Source organism: Polaribacter sp. AHE13PA (assembly GCF_019278505.1).
Classification (GTDB): Bacteria; Bacteroidota; Bacteroidia; order Flavobacteriales; family Flavobacteriaceae; genus Polaribacter.
Genome location: NZ_CP058985.1, coordinates 2,462,501 through 2,481,090, shown reverse-complemented (window position 1 = coordinate 2,481,090; position 18,590 = coordinate 2,462,501). Strand labels below are relative to the sequence as shown.

Genomic DNA, 18,590 nt, shown 5'->3' with positions numbered 1-18,590 from the left:
TTTGTTTATTGATTTTTTATAAATATTAGCGAATCTATGGTTTTAATTTACTAAAATAAAATTTATGGAGAGTTAGTATTGCTTATTATGGAACATCTATCTCTTTTTATTTTGATTAATATAGCAATGTTAAATTTGCTAGCTTATACAATTATATATTTCTGATTTTATATACAAGATTAAATGAATTTTAGCTCCAAAATATTATCAAAACCAACAAATTTTTCTTCTTGATTTAGAAGAGAAAAAGTTGACTTATTTATTAAAAGAGAATATTTAGTTCATCTTTTTACTTTTGGTAATAAATTTAGAAAGTATAAGATTGCAGAAACTAAAAAGTAGAAGAAGTTTCTAATTTTTAGTTTTATTGTTGAGTGAAAGAGTCTAAGGTTTTATCAGCATTAGAGCTTATCAAAAATAAATTCAATTTTAAAATTATTAGCAGATACAATCGCTTTTAATTGCTCGTTTTCTAAATAGTACTTTATTGTTTTAGGAAATTCGTTTATAGGATTTTCGCAAACAAAAGAAGAGTCCGTTTGTTGTGTTAATTTGAATAAAGTAGCAGTATCATTTACGCCTTCCACTTTTAAAAATAATATATCTTTTACAGTAATAAAGCTCAATTTTTCTTTAAAAATAGTATCGTTTTCTTTTAAAGTATAACCTAAGCCTTTAAGGTTTGTATTCCAAGATTCATAAGTAGTATTGCCCTCTTCTTCGTTTACACGAATCCAATCTCCTACTAGAAAATTGGGGATAAGCGTACTAGGTTTTTCTTTCTGACAAGAAGTGATTAATAAAAAAGAAAAGACCATAAAGAGTAATTTCATAAAAATAGTTTGCTTTGTTCAAATATAATTATAAAAATTGTAAATTCGCAATCCAAGAAAAGACAGAAGATGTTAGATAAATTAAGAATTGTTAAGCAGCGTTATGATGAAGTTTCTGATTTAATTATTCAGCCAGAAATCATCATGGATCAAAAGCGTTATGCGCAATTGATGAAAGAATATAAAGATTTAGGTGATGTTGTTAAAAAGGGAGATGAATATCAAACCTTAACAAACAATATAGAGGAGGCAAAAGAAATACTTGCCGATGGTTCTGATGCCGAAATGAATGAAATGGCGAAGATGGAAATCGAAGAAGCCAATATTAGAATTCCTCAATTAGAAGATGAAATAAAAGTTTTATTAATACCAAAAGATCCTGAAGATTCTAAGAATGCAGTTGTAGAATTACGTGCAGGTGCAGGTGGAGATGAAGCAAGTATTTTTGCAGGAGATTTATTTAGAATGTACACAAAATATTGTGAAAGTAGGGGATGGAAAGTTTCTACGGTAGATTATTCTGAAGGTACCAATGGTGGTTTTAAAGAAATTCAGTTCGAAGTTACTGGTAATGATGTTTATGGAATTTTAAAGTTCGAAGCAGGTGTGCATCGTGTACAAAGAGTTCCACAAACAGAAACACAAGGACGTGTGCATACTTCTGCTGCTACTTGTATGGTTTTTCCAGAAGCCGAAGAGTTTGATGTTGAAATTAATCCAAAAGAAGTTCGTATCGATTTTTTCTGTTCTTCTGGTCCTGGTGGTCAATCTGTAAATACTACGTATTCTGCAGTGCGTTTAACACATATTCCAACTGGTTTAGTTGCACAATGTCAAGATCAAAAATCGCAACATAAAAATAAAGAAAAAGCATTTAAAGTGTTACGTTCTCGTTTGTATGATATGGAATTGGCTAAGAAGAATGCAGAAGACGCTTTAAAACGTGGTTCTATGGTTTCTTCTGGTGATAGAAGTGCTAAGATTAGAACTTATAACTATGCACAAGGTAGAGTTACAGACCATAGAATTGGTTTGTCTTTGTACGACCTTCCAAATATTGTAAATGGAGATATTCAGAAAATTATTGATGAATTAATGTTAGCTGAAAATACTCAAAAATTAAAAGGATTAAGTGACGGAATATAGTTCTCTTAATAATTATAAGAAAAACCTTAAAACATTGTTTTAAGGTTTTTTTTTGCTCAAAAAAGAAAAGCGATTATAGTTTAAATAAACTATAGATCGCTTTTTTTGTATTCAAATAATTAAGAAATCTTAAACAGTTTTTATGCTGTTTAGGGGGGAGACTACTTACGCTACAAATATATACTGGTAATTGAAACTACACAATACCCATTTATGGGGTTATTTCAACTCACTGTTTTCGGTGAGTCAGTTCACCAGAAATGGTGATGATAAATTTTATTTGTAAAGATATATAGCTGTTAAAACTATTTTGCTCTACTACTTGTAATAACTTTTATAAGACTAGCATTGATTTAGTTATTTTTATTGCCCATTAGATTATTTTATTTGTGCAATTTTAAATTTGAGCATTATTTTTATGGTAACAAAAAAAAGCGATCATAGTTTAGAAAAACTATAGACCGCTTCTTTTTCATTCAATTACTTAAGAAATCTTAAACAATTTTTATTTTGTTTAGGGGGAAGATTACTTATGGTACAAATATATACTTGTAATTTAGATGCTACAATACCCATTTATGGGGTATTTTTATCTCACTGTTTTCAGGTAGTCATCTCACTGAAAACAGTGATATGAATTTTATTTGTAAAGATATATAGTTGAAAAGTTCTTTTTCTGTAATATTTTGTGTTCTTATAAAATACAATATTTATTTAGTTGTTTAACATATTCGTTTGAAAGGGTTATGTATTTGTGAAAATTAAAATCTGTGTAATATTATAACAAAAAAAAGCGATTATAGTTTAGATAACTATTAATCGCTTTTGTGTAATTTAAATATTTAAGAACCTTAAGCAAATTATATCTTGCTTGGGGAAAAGATTCCTTATGATACAAATATACGGTAGAAATCTAACCCCTGCAATACCCATTTATGGGGTATTTTATCTCACTGTTTTTGGTGAGTCTGTTCACTGAAAACGGTGAGAAAAAACTTATTTTCCTATTAGATGTAATTCAGAAAAACCTTTATCTAGAAGTATAGATTGAGTGTTTCCAGAAATAACTCTATCTATAGAAGTTTCAACATTATCTATTTGAATAGAAGTAATAGTAAAAGGTAAATTATGGAACACAATATTAAACTTGTTGTAACCTGCGTTAAAGTCACCACGTTTATGTTGTTGTATAATTAATTCTTCTTTTTTTCCTGTTACTTTAAAAGTACGTAAACTAAATCTACCTTTTTTATAATCATATCCATCATGGGCATCATCATATAATTGTGAAGATTCTTTTCCTTCTTTATAATAAAGATCTAGAGTAATTTCATCAAATTCTTTTTCATCAACATATTGTTGTACTGGATATTTTGGTATTACTGCACCTTCTTTAATAAATATTGGCATGCTATCTATGTCTGCATCTACCCACATTTCTTTTCCACCAACTACAAGCTCATTTGTCCAGAAATTATACCATTTACCTCTAGGAATATACATTCTTCTTCCTCTAGCATTTGGTTCTTGTATTGGGCAAACTAAAATTTGTTCACCATACACAAACTCATCACTTCTATGATGTGTAGCAGTATCTTCTTGATCGTATAAAACTAAAGATTTTAAAATTGGTGTTCCGTCGTTAATATAATTCCAGAAACAAGTATATAGATATGGTAATAATTGATATCTAAGTTCCACAAACTTTCTTACAATGTTTGTAACTTCATCTCCGAATACCCAAGGTTCTTGATCTCCATGATCTCCAGAAGAATGTACTCTACAAAAAGCATGAAAAACACCTAATTGCACCCAACGAGCAAATAGTTCACCTTGTGGTTGTTCTGCAAATCCACCAATATCAGAACCTGCAAATGAGAAACCAGACATAGCCATTCTTTGTGCTTGGTTATTAGCAATTGCTAAGTGTTCCCAAGTAGCAACATTATCTCCCATCCAAGTAGAAGTATATCTTTGCGCACCAGAATAAGCAGATCTTGTAATTACAAATGGTCTTTTTGGATATGCATATTTTTTTAAACCATGGTATGTTGCACGTGCCATTTGAGTTCCATAAATATTATGTGCTTTTCTATGAGAACAAGGATTTCCATCATAATCATGACGAACATCATCTGGGAAAGACTTGTTAGGAACGTCCATTACTGCTGGCTCGTTCATATCATTCCAAACACCTTTTACTCCAAAATCTTCAATTAGTTCTTTAAATAAACCAGACCACCATTCTCTTACTTCTGGTTTTGTATAATCTGGAAAATAACATTCACCAGGCCAAACTTTACCTTTCATATAAGGACCATCGGCACGTTTACAGAAATAATCTTTATCTAATGCCTCTTTAAAAACATCGTATTCTAAATCTATTTTAATTCCCGGATCTATAATAACTACGGTTTTAAAACCGTCTTCTTCCAATTCTCTAACCATTCTTTTAGGATCTGGAAAATGGTTTTTATCCCAAGTAAAACAACGGAAACCATCCATATAATCGATGTCTAAATAAATAGCATCACACGGTATTTTTAAATCTCTAAAAGTTTTTGTAACTTCTTTTACGTTGCTTTCAGGAAAATAACTCCATTTACATTGATGAAATCCTAAAGCCCATAATGGAGGTAAAGCGTGAGGTTTACCGGTTAAATCTGTATAATTTTTAACTACATCTTCCATTTTAGGTCCGTAGATAAAATAATAATTCATTTCACCACCTTGTGCCCAAAAACTTGCTACATTTCTTCTTTCATGTGCAAAATCGAAATGTGATTTAAAAGTATTGTCAAAGAAAATTCCATAAGACTTATCACCTTGTATAGCCGTATAAAAAGGAATTGCTTTATATATAGGGTCTGTATCTTTACCAAATGCATATGAATCTGTAGCGTAGTTTTCAAAACGTTTACCTTTTAAGTTAACGTCTACAGGTTTATCTCCTAAACCATAAAAACTTTCGGCTCTTTGGCAAGCTTTACTCATTTTTACGATGTCTCCACCATATTCATAACTTTCTTCCCAGTGAAATCCAATTTCATCTTCGTTTATTAACTTTAAGTCTACAGCATCAAAAAGCTTAACTTGTAAACTACTTTTTTCTATTTTACAGATTAATTTGGAAGTTGTAACAACATAGTGAGTTTCATCTTCTGTTACGTCTAAAAAGTAATACCCTCTAGATGCGTGAATGGTAACTCCGTAAGAAAAATCGTTTTCAAATTTACCTGTTGTAGAGTATCTAAATCTTATTACACTGTCTCTTACTACAGTAAGTTGTAAAATTACATTGTTCTTTGTAGTAAAGTATAATGTGTCTACATCTTTCTTGTAGCTCACTATTTCTGAAGGAAATAAGTTTCCCTTTTGTTCTAACTCTGTATTAACAATCATAATTTTGGTTGTTTGTTGTACTTATAAAAATCGTAATTATTTGTAAAAGAGTATTATGGAATACTTTTTTATCTACGATAATGGATTGGTTTAATTAAGATGTAAAAATATTGCTTATTTATTTAAATATAAATAGATTACATTTTCTTTTTTAAATTGACGGTATTTTTCTTAATGTCTTAAAAATGAGGTTTTCTTATTGTGAAGTTAAAAAAAATATTCCTCTTTTTTTGTCAGAATAATAGAATGATAAAAAAAGAGGATTTACATTTTAAATTTATTTGTACTTGTAAGCAATCATTCCTAACGGAGGTAAATTTAATTCTATAGAATTTTCTCTGTTATTCCACTCCTTTTCTTCGGAAGCTAACTTTTTGTTTGCATAGTTTCCAGTACCATTATACTTGGTGTCATCACTATTAAAAATAGGTTTTAAGGTACCCGATTTTGGTAAACCTATTCTATAGTTTTCTCTTGGAACAGGAGTTAAGTTTAAGATAACAATTATATTATCTTTTTCATTTTCTCCTTTTCTAATATAAGACATAACAGAATTTTCATGATCTCCATGGTCTATCCATTCAAAACCTTCATGAGAAAATTGTTTTTCATGTAAAGCGGGTTCTTTTTTGTATAGTTTATTTAAGTCTTTTACTAAATTTTGTGCACCTTTATGTATACCGTATTCTAATAAATGCCAATCTAAACTTCCGTTAAAATTCCATTCGCTTGTTTGTCCAAATTCTGCACCTTGAAACAATAATTTTGTTCCTGGGTGTGTGTACATCAAACTATATAACATTCTTAAGTTTGCGAACTTTTGCCATTCATCACCAGGCATTTTATCTACTAAAGATTTTTTACCATATACTACTTCATCATGAGAAAGAGGTAACATAAAGTTTTCTGTAAATGCATAATTTAAACTGAATGTTAATTCGTTTTGATGATGCTTTCTGTATATAGGTTCTTTTGCAAAATAATCTAGCGTATCATGCATCCAACCCATCATCCATTTCATTCCAAAACCTAAACCTCCATCATAAATGGGTTTAGATACTTTTGGGAATGATGTAGATTCTTCTGCAATAGTTTGTACGTCTGGAAAAGATTCATAGACAGCTGCATTCATCTCTTTAATAAAATTAATGGCATCTAAATTTTCTCTTCCACCAAATTCATTTGGTTCCCATTCTCCTTCTTCTCTAGAGTAATCTAAGAATAACATAGAGGCAACTGCATCTACTCTTAATCCATCTGCATGGTATTGGTCTAGCCAGAAAATAGCATTACTAATTAGAAATGATTTTATTTCGTTTCTTCCGTAGTTAAAAATTAAACTTTTCCAGTCTTGGTGATATCCTTTTCTTCTATCTGGGTGTTCATATAAGTGAGAGCCATCAAAGAAACCTAATCCGTGGTCATCTGATGGAAAGTGAGAAGGAACCCAATCTAATAAGACTCCAATTCCTTTTTCGTGAAATTTATCTACTAAATATTTAAATTCGTCTGGATAACCAAAACGAGAAGTTGGTGCAAAATAACCGGTTAATTGATATCCCCAACTTGGGTCATACGGAAATTCCATAATTGGCATAAATTCTACATGGGTAAAATTCATTTCTGCAACATAATTAACCAATTCTTCTGCTAATTCATTATAACTTAAAAAGCGCCCTTCTTCAATTTGCTTTTTCCATGAACCTAAATGAACTTCATAAACAGAAAAAGGAGCATCTAATGCATTATTTTTCTTTCTATTTTTCATCCATTTTTTATCATTCCAAGCGTAGTCGTCTTCCCAAACTTCAGAAGCTGTTTTTGGTGGATGCTCACATCTTCTGGCAAAAGGGTCTGCTTTTTCTGTAGTTATATCGTTATTAGTACTTCTAATTTTATATTTATAAATTGTTCCTTTACCAATATTAGGAATAAAACCTTCCCAGATACCACTTCCGTCCCAACGAACATTTAAGTGATGCTCTCCTTCTAACCAAAAATTAAAATCTCCAATTACTGCGACCGATTTTGCGCTTGGAGCCCAAACGGCAAAATAGGTTCCTTCTACACCATCTACAGTAACAATGTGCGATCCAAATTTTTCGTATAATCGATAATGCTTACCTGCTTGAAAAAGGCTAATATCAAATTCTGTAAAAAGACTGTGTACTTTTGTTTGTGCCATAGTTTTATGAGTTCAAAAAAGTACCTTTTTAAAAAGGTACTTTTTGTTATTTATTGATTTTAAAGATATGAAACGGAAGGGTTGCATGTAATTCTACATAATTCCACTCGTTATACCAATTGTAACAATTTCTAGTTACCAAATCTTCTACCTCAATTTTCTGACCATGATTTATTTTTAAGGCTTGTAATGGTAATTGAATAGAACCAGATTGTGAGTTATAAGCATCTAAACTTATAACTGTTATGGTTTCATTAGATCTATCATCATCCCATTTATAAAAAGCTATAATTTGATCATTACCAGTTTCTAAAAATTGAATATTATTTGTTTGTTGATAAGATTCATGCTCTTTTCTAATGTGATTGATTTTAGATATTAAAGTAGTTACTTTATTTTCTTTAAACCAATCATAATTGCAAAGTTGAAATTTTTCTGACATGTAATACTCTTCCTTACCAGGAATAGGATCACTTATCATTTGTTCAAAAACAGGTCCGTAAATACCAATATTAGAACTTAAAGTTGCAGCTAAAGCATAACGTTGTAAGTATTTGCTCTCTGGAGCTCCTTGTAAATGAAACGGATTAATATCTGGAGTATTTGGCCAGAAATTAGGTCTCATATATTCTTTCTGTTCGGTTTTAGTTAATTCATTCATATACTCGATTAATTCGTGTTTAGAATCTCTCCAAGTAAAATAAGTATAGGATTGTGTATAACCTTGTTTTGCTAGTTGCTGCATTATTTTTGGACGTGTAAATGCCTCTGCTAAAAATAATACATCTGGATGCTGTTTTTTTACTTCAGCAATAATCCAACCCCAAAAAAAGTATGGTTTTGTATGTGGGTTATCAACTCTAAAAACGTTAATACCACAATCAATCCAATATAATAAAGTGTCTAAGCATTCTTTCCAAAGGTTTTTAAAATCTTTGCTTTCCCAATAAATTGGAAGAATATCTTGGTATTTCTTAGGTGGATTTTCTGCATACTGTACAGTTCCGTCTGGTCTCCATTTAAACCAATCTGGATGCTCTTTTACCCAAGGATGATCTGGTGCTGCTTGCAAAGCGTAATCCATAGCAACTTCAATACCTAATTCTTTGGCTTTGGTAATTAAGTTTTTAAAATCTTCTAAAGAACCTAATTCTGGATGTAAGTCTTTATGACCACCATGTTTAGAGCCAATTCCCCAAGTAGAACCAACATCTCCATCTTGTGCTACAGTAGTATTGTTTTTACCTTTTCTATTTACTTCACCAATTGGGTGAACAGGAGGGAAGTATAAAGTATCAAAACCCATCTTAGCAACTCTGGGTAATAATCTGTGACAATCATTAAAAGTTCCATGTCTTCCTTCTTGCTCAGAAGCAGAACGTGGGAAAAATTCATACCAAGTACTAAATCTTGCTTTTAGTCTATCTACATACACTTTGTATTCAGTAGAAGTTTCTATTAAAATTTTCTCTGGATGTTTTTTAAAAATAGATGTTAATCTTTTAGAGACAGCTTCTTTTACAGCTTCAGAATAAGTTTCATTATTTTTAAAGATGAATATAAGGTGCAGTAAGTAATTTTTATCCTCAGAAGAAACCTTTTCTAGCATTGGAGCTAAAAGTTCTGCTCCTTCTAAAAGCTCTGAACTTACATGTTGAGAATCATCAATTTTTCTACCTAAACCATGTTGCCAGTTTAAGGCATAATCTACCCAACCTTCAATTTTATATGAATAATAACCTTGTTTTGATGTTTGAAAGCTTGCTAAATACTCGTCATTAGATGTTGGTGTCATTCTAATTTCTGACCATTCATTATCTTTTTCATGTTTGAATAATAAATTAGCCTGAAGTACATCATGACCATCAACTAAAACATCTGCAGTTACATTTACAATTTCATCTACAACACGTTTAATATTTACTGTTCCGTGGTTTATTTGTGGAGCAATATTTTCTATTACAATTCTACTTTGATTTTGCATTAATTTTGTTAAGTTTAAATAATAAAAAAGTAAAAAAATGTGCTATCCTATGTTTGTTCCTTTAGGAATAATAGCATCTTTTTTAATAACTACAATACCGTCTTTAACCATATAGGTATCTGTTTCTACATCTTTTATGTGCTTTCCTCCATTAATTCTAACATCATCACCAATTCTACAGTTTTTATCTACAATACAGTTGTGTATGTAACATCTGTCTCCAATTCCCATCATAATATCAATATTATTTTCTGACACTTCGTCTAAAGTTTCATAAGAATCGTTACCCATCATATAGGTATTGGATATTAAAGAGTTTTTTCCAATTCTCGAACGAATACCAATAACAGATCTTTCTATTTTTTCTGCATGAATCAGACAACCGTCTCCTATAACTACTTTATTTAAAATTGAACCCGCAATCTTAGAAGTAGGTAATATTCTTGGTCTTGTATAAATTCCTTTTTCATCATATAAATTAAATTGAGGTACATCATCTGTTAAACCTAAATTTGCTTCAAAGAAAGACTCTATAGTACCAATATCTTCCCAATAACCTTCATATTGATAACTAAATGTTTTATGCTTATCAATTGCTTGAGGAATAATTTCCTTACCAAAATCATTTGTATCAGGATTACTCATTAACTCTATTAATAAATCTCTATTAAATATATAGATACCCATAGACGCTAAGTAGTCTCTTCCTTGTGCTTTCATTTGATTACCTACATCAGAAGTCCAATCAGGTAATAACTCTGCTGCGGGTTTTTCTATAAATGAAGTAATTATATTTTCTTCATTTGTTTTTAGTAAACCAAATGAGGTTGCATCTTTAGCTTCTACAGGATACGTAGCGATAGATATTTCTGCGCCACTATCTTCGTGCTTTTTAATCATATCATTAAAATCCATCTGATATAATTGATCACCAGAAAGAATTAAAGCGTATTCAAAATCGTTTGCTAAAAAATGTTGCATACTTTGTCTTACAGCATCAGCTGTTCCTTGAAACCATTTATCACTTTTAATGGTTTGTTCGGCCGCCAAAACATCTACAAAAGCAGAACTAAAGAAACTAAAATGATAAGTATTTTTTATATGTCTATTTAAAGAAGCAGAATTAAATTGAGTTAATACATACATTCTTTTAATATCAGAATTGATACAATTAGAAATAGGGATATCTACGAGTCTATATTTACCTGCAATTGGTACAGCAGGTTTAGATCTATCCTTTGTTAGTGGGTATAACCTGGAGCCTTGTCCACCTCCTAAAATAATTCCTAATACTTTTTCATTTATCATTGCGTTATTTTTTTAGTGATTTATATAATTCTTCTACTTGCTTAGCGATTGATATCCAATCAAAATGTTCTTCTACTCTTTTTCTTCCTTTTTGAGCCATCGTTTCCCTTAATTCAGGGTCACTAATAACTTTATTAACTCCTTCTGCTAAATCTCTAGCAAATTTATCTGGGTTTATGGGTTCAAATGGAGCTGCGTCTTGTTGTTCTACAGGGATTAGGAAACCTGTTTCTCCATGCACAACAACTTCTTTGATACCACCAACTGCACTAGCTACAACAGCTGTATTACAAGCCATTGCTTCTATATTTATAATACCAAAAGGTTCGTAAATAGATGGACAGCAGAATACATCCGCATGAGAATATAATTGTATAATTTCTTCTTTGGAGACCATCTTATCAATCCAGATTACATTTTCACGAGTTTTTTTAACCTCGTTAACAGCATCCTTCATTTCCGCACCAATTTCAGGAGTATCAGGTGCACCAGCACAAAGTACTATTTGAGTATCTGAGTCAATGTATTTTATGGCATTTACCAAATGAATAATTCCTTTTTGTCTTGTTATTCTTCCAACAAAAAGTACATAAGGTTTGTTTTTATCTACACCATATTCATCTAGAGTAGAGGTTTCAGTAGTTGTAATGTATTGTTGTAAGTTAATACCGTTGTAAATAACCTTAATTTTAGATTCATCTACATTAAAATGCTTTAAAACATCTTCTTTTGTTTCTTCAGAAACAGCAATTAAGGCATCAGCCATTTCAATAGCTGTTTTTTCTATCCAAGAAGAAGCATCGTAACCACGACCTAGTTGTTCCCTTTTCCAAGGTCTTAATGGTTCTAAAGAGTGTGTAGTAATTACTAAAGGAATACCGTAGCAAAGTTTAGCTACAATCCCTGCAAAGTGCGAGTACCAAGTATGGCAGTGTACAACATCTGCATCTATGGGATCTGCATTCATATGAAGACCCGTACTTAAAGTTTTAAAGATGGCTTTAAGCTTATCGTCTGAGTTATCGAAAATAGGGTTTTCATAGGGAAAACCCTTTACAGTTGGGTTATTGTTAGTGTCATTCTGATCTCCAAAACATCTAACATCTACAGACATAAGCTTCGCTAATTCTGCAGCAAGATATTCTACATGAACACCAGCGCCACCATATACATAAGGAGGATATTCTCTAGTATAAAAAAGGGCTTTCATAAAATTTTAGTAATTAAGTTGGTTTAGTTTTTTTTAGAAATCCTAAGTTAACAAAATACTATTTAATGGACTAAATAATTGAGGGTATTTTTATTTCAGTCATAAATATTACGAAAGTGATAATATTAAGGTGTAATTTGTGAGCCTTAATATAAAATTATCATTGATTTTAGAGTTTATGTTTAATTAATGAATTTTTTGCATGTGAAATTAACTATTTCTCTGTTTATTTATTTCATCTTGCAATTGTCTTCTAAGTTTTTGCTCTTTGTCTAAGGTGTTTTTTCTGTGTTTCTCAAACTCTTCTTCTATCTCTGCTAAATTATCTTTAGCTTCTCTTGTTAGCACGTTACTTCTAGTGAATTTAAATATAAAATAAGATAGTGCTAAAAGTAAGATAATTACAATACTCCAAAGTATAAGGTTATACGTTACCTTACTTAGCTGTAAACCTGCAACCGAAATAGAATTTTCTTTTATTAAAGCAGCTTCTAAATCTAATTGTGTTTTAGATAGAAGAATTTTGTTTTTTTCAATATTCTCTTTTTCTGCATTTAATAATATATCTTTTTTTGATATAATCATTTTTGAAGATTTAAGAGAATCTAAAACATTCGACTTTAAGCTCTGGTAACTATCTTTACTAATTACTTTATACGACTGATAAGTAGTAGATACTCTATAAATTTTATCAAATTGATTTTCTATTGAGTTTGTTTCTTCTGTAGGTTCTTGTGAAAAAGAAAAAGTAGCAGTAAATAATAGTAAGGTAATTAATAATGATTTCATTGGTTGATTTTTTAACATCTGTAAATTTATAAAAAAAACCCAAACGTAATTGTTTGGGTTTTTATTATAAGCAAGTATTATTATTTATTTTATTTTTTCTACAACTGCCTTAAAAGCGTCTGGGTTGTTTACAGCTAAATCAGCTAAAACCTTACGGTTTAATTCGATTTGGTTAGCTTTAACTTTCCCCATAAACTGAGAGTAAGACATTCCGTGTAAACGAGCTGCTGCGTTAATACGCACAATCCATAAAGAACGGAAGTTTCTCTTATTGTTTTTACGGTCTCTGTATGCATAAAGCATACCTTTTTCAACTGCATTTTTTGCTACTGTGTAAACGTTTTTTCTACGTCCGAAGTAACCTTTTGCAGCCTTCAAGATTTTTTTTCTTCTTTTTCTTGAGGCTACTGAATTTACTGATCTTGGCATAATTTCAATGTGTTTTGTAAAGAGCGACGCTACTTACGTACTTTTAATTAAAAATGACTTTTAATTGCTACATTACATGGTTAATAATTAAATTTCCTGTTTAAACTTAAATTTACTTTAAGTTTAATTGTTGCTTGATATTCGATTCATCAGCTTTGTGAACTAATGCAGAATGTGTCAAGGCTAGCTTACGTTTTTTAGACTTCTTTGTTAAGATGTGACTTTTAAACGCGTGCTTTCTTTTGATTTTCCCAGTACCAGTAACTTTAAATCGTTTTTTGGCGCTAGATTTGGTTTTCATTTTAGGCATCTCTCCTTCGTTTTTAACTTGCTTATTATCTTTAGTATTAAAGTTATTAGTCCATAAATTTTTTAAAGTTAAATAATACATAACTTTAAAATCTATAAGAAGCTTTAAACTTTAAAAACTCTTTTTATTTTAGTTTTTTAGGAGCTATAAACATAATCATACGTTTACCTTCTAATTTTGGTAACTGTTCTACTTTACCATATTCCTCTAATTCTTGGGCTAATTTTAATAATAAAATTTGACCTTGTTCTTTAAATATAATAGAACGTCCTTTAAAGAATACAAATGCTTTTAACTTAGCACCTTCTTGTAAGAATTTAAGAGCATGTTTCTTTTTAAACTCATAATCATGCTCATCAGTTTGAGGTCCAAAACGAATTTCTTTAATCGTTACTTTTGTAGCTTTCGATTTTAAAACCTTTTCACGTTTTTTTTGCTCATACAAGAATTTCTTGTAATCAATAATTTTACAAACAGGTGGTTTAGCTTTTGGTGATATTTCAACCAAATCTAATTCCTGCTCTCTGGCTAGCTCTTTAGCTTTATCTAAAGGATATACACCAACTTCTATATTATCGCCCACAAGACGAACTTCGTCAACATATCTTATTTTCTCATTAATTCTATGTTGATCTTCTTTGATTACTCTTAACGGTCTTCTTGACCTGCTTCTACGAATTGCTATGACTTATAAATTTTAAATTTAACTAATGGTTGTTTTCCAACCTTTTTATTTTCTAGATGAATTTCAAAATTAATTAAAATTTCTTCAATGTTTTACTTTCTTCTGCTTTAATTAAAGAAATAAATTCTTCAATTGTAAATGTACCAAGATCTCCTTCTCCGTGTCTTCTTACAGAAACTGTGCCATCTTGTTCTTCTTTTTCACCAACAATTACCATAAACGGTACTTTGCTTACTTCTGCATCTCTAATCTTACGACCAGTTTTCTCACTTCGGTTATCTACCAGGGCGCGAATTTCGGAATTTTCTAACGATTTTAAAACTTTTTCTGAATATTTTTGATATTTATCACTGATTGGCAATAAGATAACCTGATCAGGAGTTAACCAAAGAGGGAAGTTACCGCCCGTGTGCTCTAGCAATACGGCAATAAAGCGCTCCATAGAACCAAATGGTGCTCTGTGAATCATCACCGGTCTGTGTAGTTGATTATCTGCTCCTTTATAGGTTAAATCAAAACGTTTTGGTAAATTATAGTCAACTTGTATCGTTCCAAGTTGCCAACTTCTGCCTAAAGCGTCCTTCACCATAAAGTCTAATTTAGGACCATAAAAGGCAGCTTCACCTTCTTCAATCACAAAATTTAAACCTTTATCAGTTGCAGCACTTATAATTGCATTTTCGGCAATTTCCCAAGTTTCAGTATCTCCAATATATTTATCAGGGTTGCTTTTATCTCTAATAGAAACCTGTGCTGTAAAATTTTCAAAACCTAAAGAACCAAAAACATATAAAACTAAGTCGATAACATCTTTAAATTCTTGATCTAATTGTTCTGGTGTACAAAAAATATGCGCATCATCTTGTGTAAAACCTCTAACACGCGTTAAACCATGTAACTCTCCACTTTGTTCGTATCTATAAACGGTTCCAAATTCAGCAAAACGTTTTGGTAAATCTTTATAAGAATAAGGCTTAAAATTATAAACTTCACAGTGGTGTGGGCAGTTCATCGGTTTTAACAAAAACTCCTCATCCATTTTAGGGGTTTTTATTGTCTGAAAACTGTCTTCACCATATTTTTCATAATGACCAGAAGTAACATATAATTCTTTCTGACCAATATGAGGTGTCATTACTTCTTCATAACCAGCTTTCTTTTGTGCTACCTTTAAGAAATCTTGTAAACGATTACGTAAAGCAGCGCCTTTTGGTAACCATAAAGGCAAACCAGCACCAACTTTCTGAGAAAAAGTAAACAACTCTAATTCTTTACCTAATTTTCTATGGTCACGTTTTTTAGCTTCTTCTAATAGCTCTAAATATTCAGTTAGCAATTTTTGTTTCGGAAAACTAATTCCATAAACACGAGTTAACTGATTATTCTTTTCATCACCGCGCCAATAAGCACCAGCAACGCTCATTATTTTAATCGCTTTTATAATTCCTGTATTTGGTATGTGACCTCCTCTACATAAATCTGTAAAGTTACTATGATCACAAAAAGTGATTTCTCCGTCTGTTAAGTTTTCAATCAACTCAACTTTATATTCGTTATTTTCTGCTTTATATAATGATAAAGCATCTGCCTTAGAAACAGAACGTAAAGAAAACTCATGTTTTCCTCGAGCAATCTCTAAAAATTTCTTTTCAATAGAAGGGAAGTCTTTATCAGAAATAACATCTTCTCCTAAATCAATATCATAATAGAAACCATTTTCAATAGCTGGTCCAATAGTCAATTTAGCATTCGGATAAAAACTTAAAATAGCTTCTGCTAATACGTGCGCAGAAGAATGCCAAAAAGCTTTCTTTCCGCCATCATCATTAAATGTATATAAAGTTAAAGAACCATCCGTGGTTAGTGGGGTAGAGGTTTCAACAGTTACGTCGTTAAAGTTTGCAGATATTACGTTTCTAGCAAACCCTTCACTAATGCTTTTTGCAACATCCATCGGAGTGCTATTTTTAGCAAACTCCTTAATAGTTCCGTCAGGTAAAGTTATTTTAATCATTTAATGTATAATATTTGAGGATACAAAGATATTAGAAAACAATATTTCACACAATATATATGACTACTTATTAAATACTATTTTTTTTCGGGTGTTCCCGCACAAAAAAGTGCGGTCGGGCTTTCCGCACTCGCTTTTTTTTAAAACAAAAAAGAGCTCAAACAATTGCTTCAATCCCTAACACGGGCTTCTGTACTTATAGAGAATCTATTTAATCTGTTTTAACTTTTGTCATTAATAAAGAAACTGCTTTTTTCACTTTCACTAAGCGTGGTTTTTAATTTCCTTTCTTACAATAGAAATGTCATTGCAGGACGTTAAACAATTTCATCTTGAACTTATATTTCCATAATTGCATATTTCCGTAAAATGTTAACTTATATAAGAGCTCATATTATTCCGATTTTAAGTATTACTTTGTAGGGATTCTCATTTCAAATATCTCCAGAGTTATCAGCCCAAGTACTTTTTTTACAAAAAGAACCATAGCAAGAACTATTATTGCGCCAGAAATGATGTAATTCTTAACGAACTAAATACTTTTAACCACACTATTTCATAGAACAACGCATATTTCAACAAATCTCAAACAATAATAATGTCTATTACCACTATTATGTTTTCTCTGTTCCTCTGTGTTAAAAACAAGCATCCACTTCCAAAACCACCCCAGAACCTAAAATCTTCAAAATACCCTCAAAAAAACTTTCTTCATAAACAGTTAAAAACAAGTGTCTTAAAACGCATTGTAAAATTAAATTAAAATAAAGGTAAAAAAATAGTTGTTAGATTAAAAATGAGTTGTAAGTTTGCACCCGCTAACAGTAATATCACACAGTTAGCAACGTTCATTGAGGAGTTGTAAGTAAGGTGATTATTAGTATTTTAATTAGATAAAATGTCAAAATTTTATTAAAAATAAAATAACAATTTCCTTAGGTTTATAATTAAAAAGAGTTGTATGTTTGCAGTCCGAAATTTTCGGCAAAAACGTTCAAGAGTTTTTTAGTTTTAGAGTAAACAAAAAAAAATAAAAAAAAGTTTAATTTTTTATTGTCAGATTAGAAATAGTTTGTATGTTTGCAGCCGCTAAGAAATACAGCGAAAACGATCAGAGAAAATTTGGAATGACTCTTAAAAGAGTCAGTTAGTTCGAGTCTAACATTTCTACAAAGTTTTATTTAGGGAGTAGCTTTTAAGTTGCTTTTTAAGATTAAAACAAAGTTCATTGAAAATATTGAAATTGACAGCGTAATTAAAGAGTAGAATAACCATGTTTAGATTTATTTAAACAAATTCTTTTGAAACTTATTCATTAAAATATTTAAAATATACAATGAAGAGTTTGATCCTGGCTCAGGATGAACGCTAGCGGCAGGCTTAACACATGCAAGTCGAGGGGTAACATTGTGCTTGCACAGATGACGACCGGCGCACGGGTGCGTAACGCGTATAGAACCTACCTTTTACTGGAGAATAGCCTTTAGAAATGAAGATTAATGCTCCATGGTATTGAGTTTTGGCATCAAGACTTAATTAAAGATTTATTGGTAAAAGATGGCTATGCGTCCTATTAGTTAGATGGTAAGGTAACGGCTTACCATGACTTTGATAGGTAGGGGTCCTGAGAGGGAGATCCCCCACACTGGTACTGAGACACGGACCAGACTCCTACGGGAGGCAGCAGTGAGGAATATTGGGCAATGGAGGCAACTCTGACCCAGCCATGCCGCGTGAAGGATGACTGCCCTATGGGTTGTAAACTTCTTTTATACAGGAAGAAACACTGGTATGTATACCAGCTTGACGGTACTGTAAGAATAAGGACCGGCTAACTCCGTGCCAGCAGCCGCGGTAATACGGAGGGTCCGAGCGTTATCCGGAATCATTGGGTTTAAAGGGTCCGCAGGCGGTCGATTAAGTCAGAGGTGAAATCCCATAGCTCAACTATGGAACTGCCTTTGATACTGGTTGACTTGAGTCATATGGAAGTAGATAGAATGTGTAGTGTAGCGGTGAAATGCATAGATATTACACAGAATACCGATTGCGAAGGCAGTCTACTACGTATGTACTGACGCTGAGGGACGAAAGCGTGGGGAGCGAACAGGATTAGATACCCTGGTAGTCCACGCCGTAAACGATGGATACTAGTTGTTGGGCATTAGCTCAGTGACTAAGCGAAAGTGATAAGTATCCCACCTGGGGAGTACGGTCGCAAGACTGAAACTCAAAGGAATTGACGGGGGCCCGCACAAGCGGTGGAGCATGTGGTTTAATTCGATGATACGCGAG

General features: G+C 31.6%; 12 protein-coding genes and 1 rRNA gene (1 of these 13 cut by a window edge). 2 read left to right on the top strand and 11 right to left on the bottom strand.

The genetic code is table 11. From position 1 onward, the window contains the following. Positions 1-401 precede the first annotated feature (401 nt). Entirely contained in the window at positions 402-833 is a 432-nt protein-coding gene (locus tag H0I28_RS10730) for a hypothetical protein (protein WP_218759088.1), read from the bottom strand. Positions 834-902: 69 nt separating this feature from the next. On the opposite strand from H0I28_RS10730, the gene prfA reads away from it, so the two are divergent. Then, entirely contained in the window at positions 903-1,979 is a 1,077-nt protein-coding gene (gene prfA / locus H0I28_RS10725; RefSeq protein WP_165733714.1) for a peptide chain release factor 1, read from the top strand. A gap of 996 nt (positions 1,980-2,975) precedes the next feature. Here the strand turns inward: prfA and H0I28_RS10720 are convergent. The 10 genes from H0I28_RS10720 to thrS form a co-directional block, all read right to left on the bottom strand. Next, the gene (locus H0I28_RS10720) at positions 2,976-5,381 is read right to left on the bottom strand and encodes a glycoside hydrolase family 31 protein (RefSeq protein ID WP_218759087.1); all 2,406 of its coding nucleotides are present in this window, start codon (positions 5,379-5,381) and stop codon (positions 2,976-2,978) included. A gap of 277 nt (positions 5,382-5,658) precedes the next feature. Further along, on the bottom strand, positions 5,659-7,566 hold the full coding sequence (gene glgB, locus H0I28_RS10715) for a 1,4-alpha-glucan branching protein GlgB (RefSeq protein WP_218759086.1): 1,908 nt from the start codon (positions 7,564-7,566) through the stop codon (positions 5,659-5,661). A gap of 46 nt (positions 7,567-7,612) precedes the next feature. Continuing rightward, positions 7,613-9,550: an alpha-1,4-glucan--maltose-1-phosphate maltosyltransferase gene (locus tag H0I28_RS10710; RefSeq protein ID WP_218759085.1), complete on the bottom strand. Its 1,938-nt coding sequence runs from the start codon at positions 9,548-9,550 to the stop codon at positions 7,613-7,615. Between the two features lie 42 nt (positions 9,551-9,592). After that, entirely contained in the window at positions 9,593-10,858 is a 1,266-nt protein-coding gene (locus H0I28_RS10705; RefSeq protein WP_218759084.1) for a glucose-1-phosphate adenylyltransferase, read from the bottom strand. A 4-nt stretch (positions 10,859-10,862) separates the two neighbouring features. After that, the gene (gene glgA / locus H0I28_RS10700; RefSeq protein ID WP_218759083.1) at positions 10,863-12,068 is read right to left on the bottom strand and encodes a glycogen synthase; all 1,206 of its coding nucleotides are present in this window, start codon (positions 12,066-12,068) and stop codon (positions 10,863-10,865) included. A 210-nt stretch (positions 12,069-12,278) separates the two neighbouring features. Then, positions 12,279-12,857: a hypothetical protein gene (locus H0I28_RS10695; protein ID WP_218731448.1), complete on the bottom strand. Its 579-nt coding sequence runs from the start codon at positions 12,855-12,857 to the stop codon at positions 12,279-12,281. 84 nt (positions 12,858-12,941) lie between these two features. Continuing rightward, positions 12,942-13,286, bottom strand: coding sequence for a 50S ribosomal protein L20 (gene rplT, locus H0I28_RS10690; RefSeq protein ID WP_068450935.1), 345 nt, complete (start codon positions 13,284-13,286; stop codon positions 12,942-12,944). Between the two features lie 112 nt (positions 13,287-13,398). After that, positions 13,399-13,596, bottom strand: coding sequence for a 50S ribosomal protein L35 (rpmI, locus tag H0I28_RS10685; RefSeq protein ID WP_165733707.1), 198 nt, complete (start codon positions 13,594-13,596; stop codon positions 13,399-13,401). 124 nt (positions 13,597-13,720) lie between these two features. Beyond that, positions 13,721-14,239, bottom strand: coding sequence for a translation initiation factor IF-3 (infC, locus tag H0I28_RS10680; RefSeq protein ID WP_165733851.1), 519 nt, complete (start codon positions 14,237-14,239; stop codon positions 13,721-13,723). A 115-nt stretch (positions 14,240-14,354) separates the two neighbouring features. Further along, the gene (thrS, locus tag H0I28_RS10675) at positions 14,355-16,295 is read right to left on the bottom strand and encodes a threonine--tRNA ligase (RefSeq protein ID WP_218731447.1); all 1,941 of its coding nucleotides are present in this window, start codon (positions 16,293-16,295) and stop codon (positions 14,355-14,357) included. 1,333 nt (positions 16,296-17,628) lie between these two features. Between thrS and H0I28_RS10670 the strand changes: the two genes are divergently transcribed. Beyond that, a 16S ribosomal RNA gene (locus H0I28_RS10670) occupies positions 17,629-18,590 on the top strand; it runs 556 nt beyond the window's last position.